The 18,064-nt window shown below is 54.8% G+C and carries 15 protein-coding genes and 1 tRNA gene; 4 read left to right on the top strand and 12 right to left on the bottom strand.

Annotated features, from left to right (window positions below):
- The first annotated feature begins 237 nt into the window (after positions 1-237).
- Positions 238-1,269, top strand: coding sequence for an IS481 family transposase (locus tag OLTU_RS16820; protein ID WP_141733926.1), 1,032 nt, complete (start codon positions 238-240; stop codon positions 1,267-1,269).
- A 609-nt stretch (positions 1,270-1,878) separates the two neighbouring features.
- Here OLTU_RS16820 and OLTU_RS33205 read toward each other — a convergent pair.
- The 8 genes from OLTU_RS33205 to OLTU_RS16780 all read right to left on the bottom strand — a co-directional run bounded on the left by OLTU_RS33205 (position 1,879) and on the right by OLTU_RS16780 (position 12,589).
- Positions 1,879-1,998, bottom strand: a complete 120-nt coding sequence (locus OLTU_RS33205) for a glycohydrolase toxin TNT-related protein (protein WP_369696385.1) — start codon at positions 1,996-1,998, stop codon at positions 1,879-1,881.
- Between the two features lie 197 nt (positions 1,999-2,195).
- A tRNA-Val gene (locus OLTU_RS16810) sits at positions 2,196-2,272 on the bottom strand.
- A 120-nt stretch (positions 2,273-2,392) separates the two neighbouring features.
- Positions 2,393-4,408 carry a hybrid sensor histidine kinase/response regulator gene (locus tag OLTU_RS16805; protein WP_141733925.1) on the bottom strand — a complete coding sequence of 672 codons (2,016 nt, stop codon included), beginning with the start codon at positions 4,406-4,408 and terminating at the stop codon, positions 2,393-2,395.
- A 15-nt stretch (positions 4,409-4,423) separates the two neighbouring features.
- Positions 4,424-4,873: a response regulator gene (locus OLTU_RS16800; RefSeq protein ID WP_141733924.1), complete on the bottom strand. Its 450-nt coding sequence runs from the start codon at positions 4,871-4,873 to the stop codon at positions 4,424-4,426.
- A complete protein-coding gene (locus OLTU_RS16795) occupies positions 4,870-8,412 on the bottom strand; it encodes a CHASE domain-containing protein (protein WP_176736703.1) in 3,543 nt (1,180 codons plus the stop codon). The genes OLTU_RS16800 and OLTU_RS16795 overlap by 4 nt, the downstream gene beginning before the upstream one ends.
- Before the next feature lie 192 nt (positions 8,413-8,604).
- Positions 8,605-9,768: a hypothetical protein gene (locus OLTU_RS16790; RefSeq protein ID WP_141733922.1), complete on the bottom strand. Its 1,164-nt coding sequence runs from the start codon at positions 9,766-9,768 to the stop codon at positions 8,605-8,607.
- Positions 9,769-10,068: 300 nt separating this feature from the next.
- Positions 10,069-11,442, bottom strand: coding sequence for a malic enzyme-like NAD(P)-binding protein (locus tag OLTU_RS16785; protein ID WP_141733921.1), 1,374 nt, complete (start codon positions 11,440-11,442; stop codon positions 10,069-10,071).
- Between the two features lie 217 nt (positions 11,443-11,659).
- Positions 11,660-12,589 (bottom strand): ABC transporter substrate-binding protein, encoded by a 930-nt coding sequence (locus OLTU_RS16780; protein WP_141733920.1) that lies wholly within the window; start codon positions 12,587-12,589, stop codon positions 11,660-11,662.
- Between the two features lie 249 nt (positions 12,590-12,838).
- Between OLTU_RS16780 and OLTU_RS16775 the strand changes: the two genes are divergently transcribed.
- Entirely contained in the window at positions 12,839-13,963 is a 1,125-nt protein-coding gene (locus OLTU_RS16775) for a ThiF family adenylyltransferase (RefSeq protein WP_141733919.1), read from the top strand.
- On the opposite strand, the gene OLTU_RS16770 is transcribed toward OLTU_RS16775, so the two are convergent.
- The 3 genes from OLTU_RS16770 to OLTU_RS16760 all read right to left on the bottom strand — a co-directional run bounded on the left by OLTU_RS16770 (position 13,960) and on the right by OLTU_RS16760 (position 16,024).
- Positions 13,960-14,754: an energy transducer TonB gene (locus OLTU_RS16770; RefSeq protein ID WP_176736702.1), complete on the bottom strand. Its 795-nt coding sequence runs from the start codon at positions 14,752-14,754 to the stop codon at positions 13,960-13,962. The genes OLTU_RS16775 and OLTU_RS16770 overlap by 4 nt on opposite strands.
- Positions 14,755-14,864: 110 nt before the next feature.
- Positions 14,865-15,155 (bottom strand): rhodanese-like domain-containing protein, encoded by a 291-nt coding sequence (locus OLTU_RS16765; RefSeq protein ID WP_141733917.1) that lies wholly within the window; start codon positions 15,153-15,155, stop codon positions 14,865-14,867.
- 5 nt (positions 15,156-15,160) lie between these two features.
- Positions 15,161-16,024 (bottom strand): MBL fold metallo-hydrolase, encoded by an 864-nt coding sequence (locus tag OLTU_RS16760; protein WP_141733916.1) that lies wholly within the window; start codon positions 16,022-16,024, stop codon positions 15,161-15,163.
- Between the two features lie 192 nt (positions 16,025-16,216).
- On the opposite strand from OLTU_RS16760, the gene OLTU_RS16755 reads away from it, so the two are divergent.
- Both OLTU_RS16755 and OLTU_RS16750 read left to right on the top strand, forming a co-directional pair.
- Positions 16,217-16,642 (top strand): YeeE/YedE family protein, encoded by a 426-nt coding sequence (locus OLTU_RS16755; RefSeq protein ID WP_141733915.1) that lies wholly within the window; start codon positions 16,217-16,219, stop codon positions 16,640-16,642.
- Positions 16,639-17,067: a DUF6691 family protein gene (locus OLTU_RS16750; RefSeq protein WP_141733914.1), complete on the top strand. Its 429-nt coding sequence runs from the start codon at positions 16,639-16,641 to the stop codon at positions 17,065-17,067. Before OLTU_RS16755 ends, OLTU_RS16750 begins: the two co-directional genes overlap by 4 nt.
- An 85-nt stretch (positions 17,068-17,152) precedes the next feature.
- Here OLTU_RS16750 and OLTU_RS16745 read toward each other — a convergent pair whose 3' ends face one another.
- Positions 17,153-18,037 (bottom strand): hypothetical protein, encoded by an 885-nt coding sequence (locus OLTU_RS16745; protein WP_141733913.1) that lies wholly within the window; start codon positions 18,035-18,037, stop codon positions 17,153-17,155.
- Between the last annotated feature and the right edge of the window lie 27 nt (positions 18,038-18,064).

Genomic DNA, 18,064 nt, shown 5'->3' with positions numbered 1-18,064 from the left:
TGGGGCTACATCGAGGTCACTAAAAAACCATCTTTCATTAACGTCTGCCAAGAACTAGATAGTTAAAGTTGCAGCTGAAGTAATCTTTGTAGATTTTTATTTTCTCATCGAGAATGCCTATTTGTAAAAGCCACGACTTGATCTGACAACATACTGAAGAAATTGGTAGAGTTACCCCAGCAACAAACAAAAACAGATGGATCCGCCAAGATCCAAATGTAAGGGGTAACTCTTAAGATGAATTCTACTCAGAAACTGATCAAAAACAAGATGGGTCTTTTAAATTTAGCCGAAGAGCTGGGAAATGTCTCCAAGGCCTGCAAGGTCATGGGTTTTTCCCGAGATACTTTCTACCGTTATCGTGAGCTTGTCGATGAAGGCGGAATCGAAAACCTTGTAGAAAAGACCCGTCGCAAGGCCAATCACAAAAATCGAATCGATCAGACTGTTGAAGACGCTGTAAACCAAATCGCAGTGGAATTTCCTGCCTTTGGCCAAGTCCGAGCAAGCAATGAACTGAGAAAACGAGGGATCTTCATTTCAGCTGCTGGCGTACGTTGTGCTTGGGTACGCTCCGATCTGGAAACCTTCAAGAATCGCCTGAAGGCATTGGACAGGAAGGTTCAGGAGGAGGGCATCGTCCTCACGGAAAGTCAGATGATCGCGCTTGAAAAGAAAAAAGACGATGACGTCGCCTTCGGCGAGATCGAGACTGCGCACCCTGGCTACCTGGGCTCCCAGGATACCTTCTATGTCGGCTGCCTCAAGTGCGTTGGTCGGATCTACCAGCAGACCTTCGTTGACACTTATTCCAAGATCGCTATTTGCAAGCTCTACACGACCAAAACCCCTATTACAGCCGCTGATCTTCTGAACGGTAGGGGCATCCCTTTCTTCGACCAGTACCACGCGCCTGTACTTCGTATTCTCACCGACCGCGGCACGGAGTATTGCGGGAAGCCTGACTCTCATGACTTTCAGTTATACCTTGCGATGTGTGACATCGAGCACACAAAAACCAAGGTCAGGCACCCTCAAACAAGCGGCATCTGCGAGCGATTTCATCGCACAATTCTCAATGAGTTTTATCAAGTGACGTTTCGGAAAAAGATCTATCAAACGCTTGAGGAGCTTCAGATTGACCTTGACGTTCGGTTGGCGGAGTACAATAACGAGCGAACCCACCAAGGTAAGATCTGCCTCGGCCGGACGCCGTTGGCGACATTCCTGGACGGCCTGAAAACAGTGAGGGAAAAGATGCTGAATTAAACTTGAAATGACAGTCGGAAACCCATATCTGGTCGGTTGTTTTCGCCGTCAAACCCTCGTCCTTAATAAGGTTTGGGCTGTTCACGAGTTTCGTATTATCTCGCGTGGTCGTGACAAAAGCTCGGGGAGAAATCATGCAATCATTTGGAACCTCGATCTAAGTGAAGTGCTATTTCACTTCAAGCTTAATGTCTCTTAGCTCTAGGTAGTGCTTGGGTACACGGCTGTATGACGACCAATTACTCTGAAAAGTATCAAATTGGTTTCTTTTGATCGAAGCAAGTCGCGTGTGTCCCACGGCCGGGCACACCATGTGTTTCGATGAAAAATTTGCCGCTGTAAGGACTTTATATCGTAGCTCACTAACCCGAATTATATTTTCCCTTTCTGTTGGTAGACTCGAAACGATTTATCATCTTTTACCGAAACCCGACCATAGTCCACATCAATAAAGATATTCCGGCATTTGCAACCTATTGAGTCTTTGGGGAAACTAGGGATCGAGATTCCGCAAAGCTGGCATTCATAGAACATGTCGGAACCTGTTGGGTAGCCTCTTTGTGTGTCAACAGCCAGATATTTTTTCATTTTAGTTGCCTTATTGCTTTACTACCCCAGTATACCGCAATCGAGGAGCTGCTGAACTGTCATATCAAGTTCATATTGAACCCCACCTTCAGGCTGTCCGAACCAAGGGGCGGCAATGCCTGGGTTTACTTTAAAGGGGATTCGTAGAAGGTCAGAGGTTTTCCTCGGAATATGCCGGTAAGGCCGGCGGGACTGCGGAATAGTATTGACGGAAACTTACGGGGACTCGGGACACACACTTTCCCACGCCCGCGAACGCGGGCTCAAAACAAGTCCATGTGACCGCGAAGCGGGCACTTATCTATTTTGGATTTTTATTGGATTTTGTTTTGGAAGAATGGTGGGGATACGCAGACTCGAACTGCGGACCTCATGCGTGTGAAGCATGCGCTCTAACCAACTGAGCTATATCCCCACGATCTGTAGAGGAGGCGAAATTATTAAGTTTTTGCCCCCTTGTCAAGGGACAAAATGGAAGAAAATGAACAACCCACCCCCCGGAAACCCCCACCACCACGCTATTTCCACGCACAAACTACATAGGAATGGCTCGCCCTTCCTTCTGTGCCGACCGCAGGGCCTCGGTTTTCAGCAGTAACTTGGAACTGCTCTGGATCAATTCCATGGGACGGATGGGCTTCCCGAGATGGATATCAAACGACGCCGCAAACGCCTGATGCCGGTCCTCTTCCCGCACATAAGCGGTCAGGGCGATCGATGGGATCTGGAAATCCGGGTCGATACGCTGGCGGATGCGTTTGATCACGCTATAGCCATCCTCATCGGGTAGGCCAATGTCACAGATGATCAGGTCCGGGCGGACTTCCGTGATACACTGCAACGCCTCCTCGCCGGACGCAGCCTCCATCACCCGGGAACCGGCCCGATCGAGGACCCGGCGAATGAGCTCGCGGGCATCCCGCTGATCATCCACCACAAGCACGTGCCGGCCGCGCAGGACCTCGGAATAAAAGGGATGCGAGGTCTGGGCTCGTTTCTCCTGCGAAGACGCGGGATGAGGCAGCGGCTGGGCCTCCTCGCCAACTTTCAAGGGATTCAAACAAATCGTAAATTTCGCCCCCTGATTTTTCCCCGCACTCTCCACATGCACCGTTCCACCATGCGCTTCCACGATATGCCGCACAATGGCAAGACCAAGACCAAGCCCCCCGAAATGCCGGGTTTTCGAACCATCCTCCTGACGAAAACGCTCGAACACATACGGTAAAAATTCCGGCTCGATGCCCTTGCCATTATCCTCGACGTCCACCTGCAGACGGCCGTCCACACGGGTCATGCGGATGGTGATTCGGCCATCGTTCGGGGTGAATTTCACCGCGTTGTTCAGAAGATTCCAAAACACCTGCTGCAGACGGCATTTATCCCCCAGCACCGGCTCACAATCCTGCGTGAACTCCGTCCGGATGCTGATATTCTTCGAACGGGCGGCAAGCTGCACGGAAACCAGAGCCTCGTCCAGGACATCCGAAACATATACGGGCTGCATATCCAACGTAAGCTTCCCGGTAATGATGCGCGACACATCCAAAAGATCGGTAATCAACTGATTCTGAATCTGCGCATTGCGGTTGATCGCATCCAGCGAATACGCAAAGTCCTCGCTATCCGGCTGATCCATCGACAAAAGCTCGGAAAAACCGATGATCGCATTCAAGGGCGTCCGCAGCTCATGGGACAGCGTCGCTAGAAATTCATCCTTGATGCGATTGGCTTCCTGCGCCTTGTGATAAAGTCTTTCCTTTTCCTCCGCACTGGCCTTGCGCTCGGTCTCATCACGCATGATGCTGGCAAAACCGAGGATTTCGCCATCCGCACCGCGCAGGGCGTTGGTGACGCCTGAAACCCAGAACGGCGTTCCATTCTTGCGAATATACCAGTGCTCGCTCTCCGCACGGCCATCACGCAGAGCACCCGCGAGCTCCTGCTCGGGTACGCCGGTCGCACGATCCTCGCGCGTAAAGATGGAAGCGTAGGGCAGGCCGATGAATTCCTCTTCGCTGTAACCCAGAATTCTTTGAACCCCATTGTTCCAGCTTTTCATAAAACCATCCGGGCTCAACATAAAGATCGCATAGTCCTTGATGCCATCCACAAGGACCCGCATGCGCTCTTCGCTCTCCCGTAGAGCCCGGTCCGACTTTCGCTTTTCGGCACGCACCTTCCATTCAAGGATCTGGATTTCCACGGCCGCTCCCAGCCGGGAAAGATTGTCCTTCATGATGAAATCATGGGCACCAGCCTTGATCACCGATGCGGCACGCTCCTCGCCGATGATGCCGGAGACTATGATAATGGGAATATCGAGTCCGGAGTCACGCAGGACCTGCAGAGCCTTAAGGCCACTGAAGGTCGGCAAATTGTAATCTGAAAGAATAATGTCCCAATTTTCCTGCAGGCTCTCCCGCAATTCCTTTTCCGTTTCAACGCGCCTGACGCTTACATCATAACCACTGTCTTCCAGGGCCGCAGTCAACAGGGCGCTGTCCAACTCAGAATCCTCGATCATCAGGACTTTGAGAGATTTTTTCATGCCCGGCTCCCAGGTTTAAACGATACGAGGCGCCTCATTCAGCACCAGCCAGTATAACGAAAGTTGGCGAACAGCCTCCAGAAAATTACCAAAATCCACCGGCTTGCGAATATAACTATTGGCCCCCAAATCGTAGCTGGTGAAAATATCCCGCTCCTCCAGCGAGGTGGTCAGAACTATGACGGGAACGAGTTTGAGCCGATGATGGGCCCGCATGCGCTGCAGGACATCCAGACCGCTGAGCTTGGGCAATTTCAGGTCAAGCAACACAACATTCGGCGTGTCCGCGGGGTTGCGGTGGGCATACATGCCGCGGGCCAGGAGAAAATCCAGAGCCTCGGCCCCGTCGCGTGCAACATGAATTTCATTCAGCAATCGATTTTCCCGCAAAGCCATGAGAGTCAACTCCTCATCGTCTCGATTGTCCTCCACCAGGAGGATGCTCTTTCGAGAAAATTGACTCATACTGTATTCCTTTCGCTACAGGCCAAAGTGAAGTAAAACGCTGCGCCTTGATTCACGTGACCCTCGGCCCAAACCTTGCCTCCGTGTCGATGGATAATCCTCTGCACACTGGCCAGACCTATACCGGAACCGGGAAACTCCTGCGTGGAATGCAGCCGCTGAAACGGTCGAAACAGCTTCTCCGCATATTCCATATCAAAACCCGCGCCATTATCCTTGACGTGATAAACCGGCTGCCCATCCTTGAGCTCGCAACCAACTTCGATCCAGGCTCCAGTGACCCGCTGGCTGGTAAATTTCCAGGCATTGCCCATCAGATTTTCCAGCACGGCCCGCATGAGCACCGGGTCAGCCACCACGTGCATGCCCTCCTGAATGCGAAACTCCACCTGACGATGGGCTTCGGACTCCATCAGAAATCGAGCCACGGATTGAGCGAGTGCGGTCAGATTCATCGGCGTGCGTTGCATCTCCTGCCGGGTCAAGCGGGTCAGGTTCAGCATGTCATCGATCAGATGGGACATGCGACCTGCGGCGTCCTTCACGCGCTTCAGATAGTGCTGCCCCTGTTCATCGAGGCTGGCCGCATAGTGTTTCTCGAGGATGGTTGTGAAGCCATCGATCCCGCGCAAGGGCGCGCGCAAATCATGGGAAACCGAATAGGCGAAAGCCTCCAGTTCATGATTGGCCGCCTGAAGCTGGGCGGTTCGATCCCGCACGCGGGCTTCCAGCTCTTCATTCAGAGTCCGCAAATTTTCTTCGGCAGCCCGCCGCTTGTTCAGCTCGTTTTCCGCCTTTTGAAAGAGGGCGGCGTTGTCGATGGCAATGGACGCCTGCACCGCGATTCCAGCGACCAGCGTCTCGTCGGATTCGCTGAATTTGTCGGGTTCCTCGTGCGCGAAGAGAAGACCGCCCATGACGTCGCCACGGCGTGATTTGACCGGGACCGCGAGACAGCTTCGCACCGGCAGTTGCCCCGGAGGGAAACCAAGGAAAGAAGCATCCTGTTCAAAACGCGGGTCGCGGGTCACATCACCCAGGCGGAGAATGCCCTGACCCATAAAGGTTGGCTCGAAAATTTTCGTGTGGCGCGGCATCGGCATCGGCATCGGCGCAAAGGATTCATGGGGAACCCCGCTGAGTGTGTAGAGTGTAATGGTCTCGTCCTTTTCATTCATCTTTTTATAGAAAAAGGCGCCGAATCCGGCTCGGATGGCCTCGGTTGCGGAATCCGTTATGGTCTGCAGGAGACGGTGCAGATCCAGTTCCGCTGCCAGACTCCTGCCGATCTTGTGGAGCGTTTCCGTGGTCCGCATCTGTTCGCGGAGCAGGTGCTCCTTGGCTTTTTGATCGGTGATATCGATGGAAACTCCATCGAAACGCTGGGCCTGTCCCTGGCCATCATAAAAGGCCCGACCGATGGCCCGAATCCATTTGATGGCGCCGGTCTCGGGATTGACTGTGCGGAATTCCATATCAAAGGGACTGCGATGGAGCAGAGTGTGGGCGATCCCGCGCCGGGTTTTTTTCCGATCCTCGGGATGCAGTCGCTGCAGAAAGAGTTCAATGGTGACCTCGGTATCGTGTGGAAGCCAGAAGTGCTCCTTGACCCAGGTATTCCAAATCAGTTTGCGAAAGGGGAGATCACAGAACCAAAGGCCGAGATTGACCGAATGCGTGACGAGTTCAAGGCGCTCCTGATTGACCTGCAGCTCCTCTTCCATTTTCCGAATGCGGGAGAGGTCGGTGATCAACGCAAAAAAACCGTCCGTGCTGATGCCATCCGGCTTGAAACGCGGCACATAGGTGATGTTGCTGGGCCTGAGACTGCCATCACTGTGTTCCAGGACGGTTTCAAAGCTGACCCTTTGTCCCTTCATGGCCGCATCCCGGTAGTGTTTTTCCTCTTCGGGATTGGTCAGGAACGCCGACCAGAGCTTATCAATCGGCAGGCCCTGCATGGTGGAAAGGGAGCGCCCGAACCAGCGTTCATACTCAGCGTTGAGGAAGCGCAAGGTTTGCTCGGCATCGGTATAGGATATTAAAGCGGGCAGGGCATCGGTGATGATACGAAGTTCCTCCTCCCGCGCCCGGCGTTCCTCCTCCAGCTCCTTCAAGCGATGAATGTCGATCGCCACCGTCACCCACTGCATCACCTGGTTCGCGGCGTCGAGCACCGGGGAACGTCGCGCCAGATGCCAGCGATAGCTGCCGTCCTCGGCCCGGCGAAACGGAATCTCAATTTCGCCGATATTTTTGGCGTCCGAGGTCGCGAGCCAGTCCTTCAGCCTTTGATGATGCGCGGGATGCACGACCGACTCCCAATCCTCCCGCAGGTTCACCGACCTGGCCAGCCCGGTATATTTTTGCCACCAGCGATTGATATAGGTCATGACTCCATCAGGCGTCGCCGTCCAGACTCCATGCGTGGTGGTTTCTGTCAGCACGCGATAGCGCTCCTCGCTGTTGCGCAATTCCGCTTCCGTGCGGCGCCGTTCGGCCAGTTCACGCTGAGCCTCGGCGAGCAGCAGACGTTCATTCCTCACCTTCATGGAATGACCGAGGAAGAGAATGAAGACGAGCAGACTCAAAAGGATGCCGACGCCCAAAACATAGTGCGGAACCTGGTTGGCGATGATCGCCTTGAAGGCTGGCAGCGAGTGCACGTAAAGAGTCCAGGTCCGGCCGGGGATCTTCAGCGGAACGGCCTTGTCCAGATAAAACTCCCGTTCCGTCAGAGCTTCGAAGATCCCGTTCCGATCATAGAGCAAAGTATCGGACCTGATGCCGGTGCCATCGAAGACTTCAAAGTCCACCTCCATGCCCGCGTGCGGTTCGCCAAAAATGCCGGTGAAAAAGTCATGGGAACGGAAAGGGCTGTAAACAAATCCGAGCAGCGTATCCTGGCGCTCCTCCAGCGTCTCGGGAGCCACTTCCGTTTCATAAAGAGGGAGGTAAATCAGAAAACCAGGCTGGCGATCGGTCCGGGTCTCCTGCACGAGCGTGACCATTTCCGTGGCATACGGCAGCCCTGAATCGCGGGCCTTGTCCATGGCCTCACGTCGCACGGGATTCGTATGCATGTCGTAGCCAAAGGCCCGCTGATTCCGCCAATCAAAAGGTTCGAGGAGAATGATCGAATGATACTCAGGACGGTCGTCCATCGGTTCAATATCATATTGCCCATCCGTCGCCCGCATCGCTGCGACATGCGCGGCCAGCTCCTCCTTGGGAATGCGCAGCGTGAAACCGATGCCCTGGATGCCCGGATAGTTGCTTGTGATGTCCACACTCTGGATATAGGTGCTGAATTCCTGACGGCTGGGTATGCCGCGAGTCTGAAAAAAGCCCCGGGTCTGATAGAGTGTCTGCACATAAGTACGCATGCGCATTTCAATCGCGTCCGCGATTTCGTTGGTTCGTGTTTCAAAGCGAACACTGGCCTCACGTTCCACGGTTTGTCGGGACATGATCCAAAGGATGAGGGTGGCACCCAGGCAAAGAGCAAGCATGAGATAGGAAAAGAAAAAATGGCGCATGTGCGAACACGCCCGCGTCCATTGCCTGTTGGGTAAGTGACGCAAAACCATCTCCCTGCTCCTGGAAGGTCAAAGTCGGGCTTTTACTTGTAATTCACCACCTGGACCGGTGCAATAAAAAAGCCCCGACGGTCGATCCCATCGGGGCCTGTGGCGATTCCAGGATCCACCCGGAGGTGGATCGAGTGATGATTACCTTGCGACTTTGTTAAAGACGTGGATCCACGAGCTGATCCCGTTCTCCACTTTTTGATCCAGGACCCGCAGAACCATCAACTGATCGCCGGTTTTGGCGAGAATTTTGTAAGTCCGTGTCTGGGCGATCTCGCAGCTGGCGGTCCCGGCCTGGCAGGCGAGGGCAATAGCAGGGTCAAGAACGGGAGTAGGAACCTGATCGGCACTCATCTGGGTCCAGCGGTTGCCAAAAATCAGTCCAGCCTGCTCGCCCCAGGTCAGCACAAATTCATCGACGGTTCCATCCGGAAGAGTGGCGACCACCCGTGCGACACCGTTGGCGTCAAAGATGTACTGGGTGTCGGCGAATTCAGGAATGGTATAGGTTCCTGTGAATTCCGCAGCCGAAGCTGGCGTCTGATACACAGCTTCATCGACAATGCCGCCCGCCGAAATGAAGATCGATTCCTGACCCTCCGCTTTCACTTCAGCCAGGAGGAGGGCACTCAAACCCTGATCTTCAATAATGGTGTAACGAATCGAACTGGTTTCCGAAAGATTCAGCACAAGGCTATCGGCGATGCTCACGCCGAAGGTGGCAGGAGCCTTGTTCAAGGGATCTTCCACCAGAATAGCCTGGGTGGCATCGGAGACCTTGATGATCGCGGATTGATCACCGCTCAAGGGCAGAGCCAGTACGGTGCCGGCTGCCGGTGTCAAGGGTTTCAGGCTGGTGTAATTGACGAAAGGCAGATCCAGATTTTCATATTCCTGGATGGCTTCCGGAATTCCTGATTCCGCCGGGAAGATGTCGCGATAGGTTTCCGTCACATCCGCGACGATCGCCTGGCCTTCTTCAAACGAGAAGCTGAGACTTTCCAATCGGGTGACACCCATCACCGGATTGCCTTGAGCATCCGCACTTTGATAGGGGCTTTCGAGTGGAGTATCAAGAGTGGCGACCAGAACATCACCCTCCGCAGTCCACTTCAGAGTTGAGTAACCATCCGGACGCCAGATTCTGCCCAGACCATCCTCAGTGATCGCTAGCTTGGCTTGAAACGCTTCACCTTTCACGATAAAGGTTTGTCCGGCCAGACTTTCAACAGGGACAGGCGCTGCAAAAACACTCAGACTGGTGCAGAAAAGCAAACCAGACAACGGCAGAGACAGTTTCAGCATTCGATACTCCTCGTTCAAAAAATTTTTGCAAGCTTGGTAAGTTCAGTTGCTGTGTATACCGACCCACTCTGCAGGCTGTAAATATTTTTTTGTGACATCAGAAACCTTCCTCATGTGCTGCGGACGGAGACATAAAGAAAATTAAGGAGTGGAGAGGAAGCGACTCGGGCGGGGAAAGTGAGTGGAGAGGAAGCGACTCGGGCGGGGAAAGTGAGTGGAGAGGAAGCGACCCGGGCGGGGAAAGTGAGGAGTGAAGAGGCCTCCGCGCCGAAGCGCAGAGGTTGGCGGTTAACGTTTTTCTCAATTCCCGCCGCTATCATCCGTGAGTAGAGTGACGAGACGTTCACGGTACGCAAGGATATCGATGGGATGTTGGGCAACACCTGAAGTCATGGCCGCTTCCGCCACAGCGCTGGCAACGATGGCCAGGGCGCGTGGATCGTTCGGCTTCGGAATCAAGTAGTCGCGACCAAATTTGAGCAAACCTTCCCGTTGATAAACTCTTTGTACGGAGAGAGGAACTGGCTGACGAGCCAGATCCGCAATCGCATAGGCAGCGGCGCGTTTCATTTCCTCGTTGATGGTATGCGCCTGAACATCGAGGGCACCGCGGAAAATAAAGGGAAAGCCCAGCACATTGTTAACCTGATTCGGATAGTCACTGCGGCCCGTGGCAATGATCACATCGGGCCGCACGAGGCGGGCCAGGTCGGGCGTGATTTCCGGATCAGGGTTGGCCAGAGCAAAAACTATTGGTTGCGGTGCCATCGTCTTGAGCATGTCCGGTTTTAAAACACCAGCGGCAGAAACACCGACGAAGACATCGGCATCCACCAGCGCTTCGCCCAGGGTACGCAGCGGCGTATTTTTAGAGAACCGACGCTTGTATTCATTGAGGTCATCGCGCTCATCATGGACCACGCCCTTGCTATCGCAGAGGATGATATTCTCAAGGGGCACGCCGATCGAGAGAAACATCTGCGCGCAGGCGATCGCCGCCGCGCCGCCGCCCGAGAAAACCACCCGGATGTCCTGCACCCGACGTGCGGTCAGTTCCAGCGCATTGATCAGGCCGGCCGTGGCGATGATCGCAGTGCCGTGCTGATCATCGTGGAAGACGGGAATTTTCATGCGCCGGCGCAGTTCCTCTTCAATATAAAAACATTCCGGTGCTTTGATGTCTTCGAGATTGATACCACCAAAGGTGGGTTCCAAGGCGGCCACGATTTTGATAAAGGCGTCGGGATCCTCTTCGGCCAGCTCAATGTCGAAGGAATCGATGCCGGCAAATTTTTGGAAGAGCATGGCCTTGCCTTCCATGACAGGCTTGGCGGCATAGGCGCCGATGTTGCCGAGCCCGAGGACCGCTGTTCCATTGGTGATGACCGCCACAAGGTTCCCACGACCGGTGTAACGAAAGGACTGGCTGGGATCGCGGTGGATCATGCGACAGGGTCCTGCCACGCCAGGTGAATACGCCAGGGCCAGATGCTCCTGGGTATCAAGGGGTTTTCGTAATACCGTGCCGATCTTCCCGCGAGGAAACGTTTCATGGTAAGCGAGGGAAGGCGTCTCGAAATCGGCCCCGCGAATGCGTGGCGCTGCATCATGTTCCGCCTGGCTCCGGCGTGCAATTTCGATGCGCACGGCTTCCTTTTCGATTGTGGTTTCCATCGGTCTCTCCTCAATGGTTTAGAGCTGGACACAGCAGACCCTCATAACGAGGGATAACGAAATTGAACTTACACTTGTACACCACTTCGCCTGCTTGTCTACAGGAAAGGGGACCACAGACGGGAACGAAAATCATTTCAGCGAAACTGTAGCGGGAAAGTTTGCTCAACATATGCAGACAAGCGCGTAGCTTTTTCGCAAGGAGGGGGCGGATTCGCTACTTCGCGGTAGGAATGAAGAGAAAGCGGCTGGGGTCATGGGGCGTCTCAAGGCTTCCCGTCTGCAGAAGACTCGTCTGAAGCTCCTGGATCAAAGGCAGGAGCTGTCCTTCGGGATAAAGATAGGCACGCTGTTCGGTCAGCGAAAGAAATTTGTAATCCTGCTGCAAGGTCGTCTTCGGAAGACCGGCGCTTTTCGCCATGAAGGTCAGAGCCTGCTCCGCGTGCTGACCGCGCCAAGCCTCAAGGTCCTGCCAGGTCTTTTCCAATTTCGCGGCCAGCTGCGGCCATTTGATAAAAATTTCGGCCCGCACCGCCACGACATCGACGATCATGCCCGGGATCTCCGCGGAACGAAAGAGGACCTGTATGTTCGGATGTTTCATGATGCTGAGCGAAACGGGGGGAGCCGCCACGGCCAGCTGAATTTCACTCTTCCGGAGGGCTTCCTCCAGTTGCCGGGATTCCAGCGGCAGAACGGTAAAATTCTCGGGCGCGAGCTGATGCTGGCGGAGGGCATGCATGAGCAGAAGGTGGCCCATCGAAACCGGTGTCACCCCGATGCGAGCGCCTTTGAGATCTTTCAAGGCGATTCCCGCATCCTTGCGCGCCACGAGCACGTCCGCTCCATGGGAGGCACCTGGGATGGAAACCACCCGATAATCCAGCGGCTGCACAAGAAGGTCCGCGAGATTCATGCAGACCAGATCGAACTGGGACGCTGCAAACCCCGCGGCATCATCCAGAGTTTGAACATCCACCTCGAGATTATGCTCCTGAAAAATCCTTTGCTTGACTGCCAGAGCCAAAGGACTGCAGCCGGCGTTCCGCATCATCCCCACGCGCAGACGCAGCGGCGCTTCGCAGGTGCAGGCCGATAGCAGGAGCAGGCCGATGAAGCCGCTCAGGACGAGTCCTTTGTGTATCAAGTTGTTCAGAGCCCTTCCTCCGTGAGAGATATCCTTGCCCGGTTGGCTCCGCGGCTCGCTTTCCTCCCGCCTTGTCTCTTTGTTTATACGGCAGTCAATAGGGTGTTCGGCGTAAACCGTGCATGGCTTTTGTACTTGACGGTAAAGTTTCGGGTCTGCGAACCGGCGTTCGGCCGTTGATTCCAGGCATTGAAACCAGGTGGGAACATCGTTAAAGTGGGGGGCATATTAAGACCTGAGGAGGATCCCATGACACAGTCCCGCTATGCGCGCCAGATGGTACTTGCCGAGGTCGGTGCGGAAGGTCAGAAAAAATTGGCTGCAGGCCGTGTTTTGATCGTTGGCGCGGGTGGCCTGGGAGCCCCGGCCGCCATGTATTTGGCCGCCGCCGGCGTGGGGTCGATCGGACTTGTCGATGCGGACCAGGTCGATGTTTCCAATCTGCAAAGGCAGATCATTTATGATAATGCCGATCAAGGCCGTGACAAAGTGACCCGAGCCGCCGCGCGGTTGCAGGCCATGAACCCCGAGGTTCATGTTGCAGCCTACCCGACACGTCTGACCGCAGCCAATGCGGTTGAAATCGCGGCGCCTTACGACATTATTCTGGATGGGAGCGATAACTTTTCCACGAAATTTTTGTTGAATGACCTCGCCTATAAGCTGGGCAAGCCCCTGGTTTATGGCACCATCCTCCGCTGGGAAGGTCAGGCTTCGGTGTTCTGGGCTCCCCATGGGCCCTGCTATCGCTGTCTTTTTCCGGAACCGCCCCAGACCTATGTGCCGAACTGTGCGGAGGCCGGCGTGATCGGAGCGATGGGTGGCATCATCGGCAGTGTGCAGGCGCTCGAAACCGTCAAGCTCCTCTTGAATGGATCCCAGGGTCCGCAAAAGGATGGGCTGGAGCCTTTGGTGGGTCAGCTCTTTCACCTGCGCGCGCACACGATGGAAACGCGGCGTCTCGCTTTGAAAAAAAATCCGGACTGTCCCTGCTGCTCAAAATCACCAGCGGATATCGTCCTGCGCGATCTGGACAATGCCTGCGATGCGAACGCGGCGAAAGATGTTCCCAACTATGCCGCCGCGGAACTTGCCGTGGGGGATCGCTGGCGGGACTTCATTCCTCTCGATATTCGCGAAAGTCAGGAATGGTTGCGCGGGCATCTGCCGGCGGCGCATCACTGGCCGCTTTCGAAGCTGCAGGAAGGATTGCTGCCGGAACTTCCCACCCGCAGCAAACCCGTTCTGGTTTACTGTCAGAGTGGAATTCGTTCGCAGCGGGCTTTGCAAATTCTTCGGGCTGCCGGCTGGCAGAACCTCGCGCATCTGAGCGATGGCTTTGGCGCCTGGCGCGGACCCGTGGTCTTTACCTAAGGTTGTTTGATCGGGGGCCGGGCCAGACGATTGAGTCGCAGGCCGAGGTCACAGCTCGTCATGAAATTCCTGCTGCCGACCAGCCGATAGGTAAGCGTTGTTGTGGTGTTTCGGGCCGAGTTGGGTTCCTTCGCCAGCGGTGCATAACGCCACCGACGCAAGGCCCTCAGAGCACTCTTTTCCAAAGCGCCCTCTGGGTCCTCATCAATGATTTTGAAGTTGGTGGGAACACCGGCTTCGTCAATGTCATAATTCACTGTGATAAACCCTTGGACACCCTTGAGAGCCATTTCCCGAGGCATCTGAGGCTTTTCCTGGCGAATTCTGCCTGGCAGCGGCCGCTCATTCTTTGGCGGCAGCGCGGCGCGGTTTTTCTGCAGGTTGCTGACCATGGTGACAGCCATATCCGGCTCCACCAGCAGAACATGGGTCGGCTCGTTGCGTTCGTAGATTATCTGGGCATGGCATGTCCCCTCCTGCCCCTCTTGAAAGCGCCAGGTGCGGAGGGATTCCTCAGTCAGGCTTTGAAAAGCGGGATCAGAGTGATCCAGGGCCTTAAGGCCGGTGATCTGACCTGTCTTATCAAATTGGCATTCGTAAAGATGCGTCACGCAGGATGCACGCTCTTCGATGGACTTCCAGTCATCATCCGTTAATTCAACAAGGGCGGTGGATTTGAGCACGCCAGCCGGCTTGCCCACAACGGTCAGGCTGGAATGATTCCGTGCTGGAGGCTGGGTCGTGGTTGTGGTACAGGCGCCCAGAAGGAGCAGAATTCCTAATTTTTTCATCGCTTTTCCCCAAGTAAGACCGTCCCGAAACCGGGCACGCAAGCCCGGTCCGGGGTTGCCCATCGTATGAAACATTGACGATGGAGACGAGGGGAATGTTGCAGGAAAAATCAGGAACCGCTTTCACAGTCAAGGTTCAGCTTTTGTGCGGCCTCACTGACGCTTCCGAGATTTTCCACATTCTGAAATCCGAGGGACTTCATCAGCTCCATGGCCCGGCCGGAGCGATTGCCACTGCGGCAATAGACTTTGTAGCAGGCCTTTTTATCGAGCAGGAGCACGCGGTCCTTGAAATCCGCCTGGTTCCAATCGATGTTTTGCGAGCCCTTCACATGAATGTCCTGGTATTCCTCCGGCGTGCGAACGTCCAGAATCACAGTCTGATCCTTGCTTGCTGTCATGCAGATTACTTCCTTATCGGTATTTTAAGATAGGCGATGCCATTCGGTTCCGGAGGCGGCAGATGCCCGGCATCGATATTGATTTGCACACTGGGAAGAAGCAGTCGCGGCGTGTTCAACGTCGCATCCCGTTTTTGGCGGAAACTGATGAACTGGTCGCGCGTGGTGTCCTCCTTCAGTTGAATGTTGCTGCGTTTCTGTTCCGCCACCGTGCATTGAAAGGCCAGCGGCCGGCCTCCCGGCATATAGTCGTGACCCACGTAAAGGCGGTAGTGATCAGGCAATTTATAGAGTCTGCCATGCACCGAATCATAAAGTTCGGCGGCACTGCCGGCTGGGAAATCACAGCGGCCTGTGCCGTAGTCCGGCATGAAGATCGCATCGCCGACGAAGACCGATTCGCCGATGATATAACTTGCGCAGGCTGGTGTGTGACCGGGTGTAAAAATCGTTTCGATCTTGAGCGTCCCCGCCTGCAGCGTTTGACCATCACGCAGCAGAAGATCGAATTGCCGTCCATCCGTGGGAAAATCGGGATCGAGGTTGAAGATGCCTTTGAAGACCTTTTGCACGGCGGTGATGTTGGCTCCGATGCCAATTCTGGCGCCTGGCAGATGCTGCTTCAGAATTTGTGAGCCACTCACATGATCCGCGTGCGCATGGGTCTCCAGAATATAATGGACGGTAAGACCCTGTTCCTTGACATAGGCCAGGACCTTTTCCGCCGAATGGACACTCATGCTGGATGCGGCCGGGTCATAGTCCCAGACCGGATCAATAATGACAGCATCCCGGGTCCCCGCATCATGGACGACATAGGTCAGGGTCCAGGTATCCTTGTCAAAAAAATCCTTCACAGTCTCTTTCATGGAGGGGCTCCTATGGATCGGCATGCCCCATACTGTTTCAATATAAGGCGTCCTTTTCAAGCGAAAGGTACGGTCGGTCATGAAGTCGAGGGGGTCCACTTTAGCCTGGTTCCCGTCATCGGCTCGGGGCAAGACAAGAGCTGCGTTTTTCAGTATGTTCGGGGCAGAACTATCGAAGTGAGGCTGCGTGTTATGAATCAGGATTGGATCAATGCTTTGCTGGGCGGGGTCGTGATCGGTGCGGCAGTGTCGCTCATGCTGCTCCTGAACGGTCGCGTGACCGGCATCAGTGGAATTGTCAACGGGGCGCTGACACCCGTGAAAGGGGACGTGGCCTGGCGCTGGCTGTTCGTCGCCGGCCTTGTGCTGGGTGGACTGGTCATGCGGTTTATCCAGCCCGAGGTCTTCTCGGGACAGCTGGAGACCGGCCTGGGTTCCACCATTGCCGCGGGACTTTTGGTGGGCTTTGGAACGGTGATGGGCAGTGGCTGCACCAGTGGTCATGGCGTCTGCGGTATCAGTCGACTCTCGCCCCGTTCGCTGGTGGCCACGATCACCTTTATTGCGGCGGGCATGGTGACGGTTGTGCTGCTGAGAAATCTGGGGATACTGTCATGAAAAATGGAATCAGCGCTTTGCTTGTCGGTTTTATATTTGCGATCGGTCTCGGCATTTCGGGCATGACCCAGCCGCAGAAGGTCGTCGGTTTTTTGGATCTCTTTGGAAACTGGGATCCGTCCTTGATGTTTGTCATGGTCGGTGCGATCGGCGTTCACTTCATCACCTATCGCCTGATACGAAAAAGGAGTTCGCCGCTTTTTTCCAGGCAGTGGCTTGTGCCTGAGAAAAAGGACATCACGCCGGCGCTGGTGATCGGTGCGGTGCTGTTTGGCATCGGCTGGGGTCTGGCCGGTTTTTGCCCGGGCCCTGCGGTCGTTTCCGTGGCCAGCCTGGGGGTGAAACCACTGGTTTTTGTGGGAGCCATGCTTGCAGGTATGGTGCTGTTCCGGGCGGTGGATGCGAAACTGAAACTGCAGAAGTGATCAGAAAGGGGGGAGTCGGATCTGACAGAGGTCCGGTCCCACCCCAAGCCTTTTTACTATTGATCCTCCTCCTGTTTGAGGTGAGTTAAAGAGCTGACTTGAACCAGCACGCGGGTCGATAGCCAATCTCATAATTCATATACTGCGTACAGGTATGTTTCGCTGAAATCATCTCGGCCTCGGGACTGTTGCGTTTGCTGCCGAGGTCCTTGCCGGGAATCAGGTTCATGTCAAATTCAAGATCACAGACGGCGCCGGCCATCATCGTATCGAGACGGCACTGACTTTGCGGATGACCGTTGTAGGTCTTCGATACGGTTTTGCTGTCAGGCGTATCCCAGGCTACGGATTTATTGCTGACCGCAGCGGCCAGGTCAGCGATGGATTTGCTGGCCAGCATTAAGCGGTAGCACAGATTCTGCTCATCTTCGGTTTTCCAAACGGCATCACACTGAGCTTTCGGCCACTCAGGAATCTCCTCGCGCGCCTCGGCATTTTTCGAACGGTTTTCTTTCCATAACTGCCGCGCGCAGCTTTGAGTCGCAAAATAATCCGACTGCCCTTCGTTGGCTGCCCATGCTGCGGAGAAGGGATAACCTCCCAGGTGATGACCGAGTTCATGACAAAGGACCAGAGTAAAACCATCAAGCGTGACTTCAGGCCGCCGCGCGAGGCCTCCATACATATTCACGTGCCAGGTCCTGCCGAATTGCATGGCGCTGGCATTGACCGTATTGGTGTCCCAGAGTCGGCTCACTTTGAGTGTGGCACCATGCTGTTCCTTGAGGATGGGGCCATACAGGGCTTCCGCCTGGTCGATCACACCATTGAAATCCTCTTCCGTGACATTCGCATCCCGCAGAAGACTGTCTTCCAAATGCAAATCGTTGGGTGGGAGAAAATCAGCAAAGGCAGGTGCCGCGACGAGAGGAAAACATGTAAATAAAAACTTGTAATATCCAGTTAGCATCTTCTTCTCCTAACAAAAAATTTCCTG

It is taken from the genome of Oligoflexus tunisiensis (assembly GCF_001748245.1).
In the GTDB taxonomy this organism is placed as follows: domain Bacteria; phylum Bdellovibrionota_B; class Oligoflexia; order Oligoflexales; family Oligoflexaceae; genus Oligoflexus; species Oligoflexus tunisiensis.
Note: the sequence above shows the minus strand (reverse complement) of the source record. Positions and strands in the feature narration are given on the sequence as shown.

What these genes read in the sequence shown, in the direction of transcription:
- OLTU_RS16820 (WP_141733926.1), top strand. Translation starts at nt 238, where the DNA reads ATGAATTCTACTCAGAAACTGATCAAAAACAAGATGGGTCTTTTAAAT.
- OLTU_RS16805 (WP_141733925.1), bottom strand. Translation starts at nt 4,408, where the DNA reads ATGAAAAAATCTCTCAAAGTCCTGATGATCGAGGATTCTGAGTTGGAC.
- OLTU_RS16800 (WP_141733924.1), bottom strand. Translation starts at nt 4,873, where the DNA reads ATGAGTCAATTTTCTCGAAAGAGCATCCTCCTGGTGGAGGACAATCGA.
- OLTU_RS16795 (WP_176736703.1), bottom strand. Translation starts at nt 8,412, where the DNA reads ATGCGCCATTTTTTCTTTTCCTATCTCATGCTTGCTCTTTGCCTGGGT.
- OLTU_RS16790 (WP_141733922.1), bottom strand. Translation starts at nt 9,768, where the DNA reads ATGCTGAAACTGTCTCTGCCGTTGTCTGGTTTGCTTTTCTGCACCAGT.
- OLTU_RS16785 (WP_141733921.1), bottom strand. Translation starts at nt 11,442, where the DNA reads ATGGAAACCACAATCGAAAAGGAAGCCGTGCGCATCGAAATTGCACGC.
- OLTU_RS16775 (WP_141733919.1), top strand. Translation starts at nt 12,839, where the DNA reads ATGACACAGTCCCGCTATGCGCGCCAGATGGTACTTGCCGAGGTCGGT.
- OLTU_RS16770 (WP_176736702.1), bottom strand. Translation starts at nt 14,754, where the DNA reads ATGAAAAAATTAGGAATTCTGCTCCTTCTGGGCGCCTGTACCACAACC.
- OLTU_RS16765 (WP_141733917.1), bottom strand. Translation starts at nt 15,155, where the DNA reads ATGACAGCAAGCAAGGATCAGACTGTGATTCTGGACGTTCGCACGCCG.
- OLTU_RS16760 (WP_141733916.1), bottom strand. Translation starts at nt 16,024, where the DNA reads ATGAAAGAGACTGTGAAGGATTTTTTTGACAAGGATACCTGGACCCTG.
- OLTU_RS16755 (WP_141733915.1), top strand. Translation starts at nt 16,217, where the DNA reads ATGAATCAGGATTGGATCAATGCTTTGCTGGGCGGGGTCGTGATCGGT.
- OLTU_RS16750 (WP_141733914.1), top strand. Translation starts at nt 16,639, where the DNA reads ATGAAAAATGGAATCAGCGCTTTGCTTGTCGGTTTTATATTTGCGATC.
- OLTU_RS16745 (WP_141733913.1), bottom strand. Translation starts at nt 18,037, where the DNA reads ATGCTAACTGGATATTACAAGTTTTTATTTACATGTTTTCCTCTCGTC.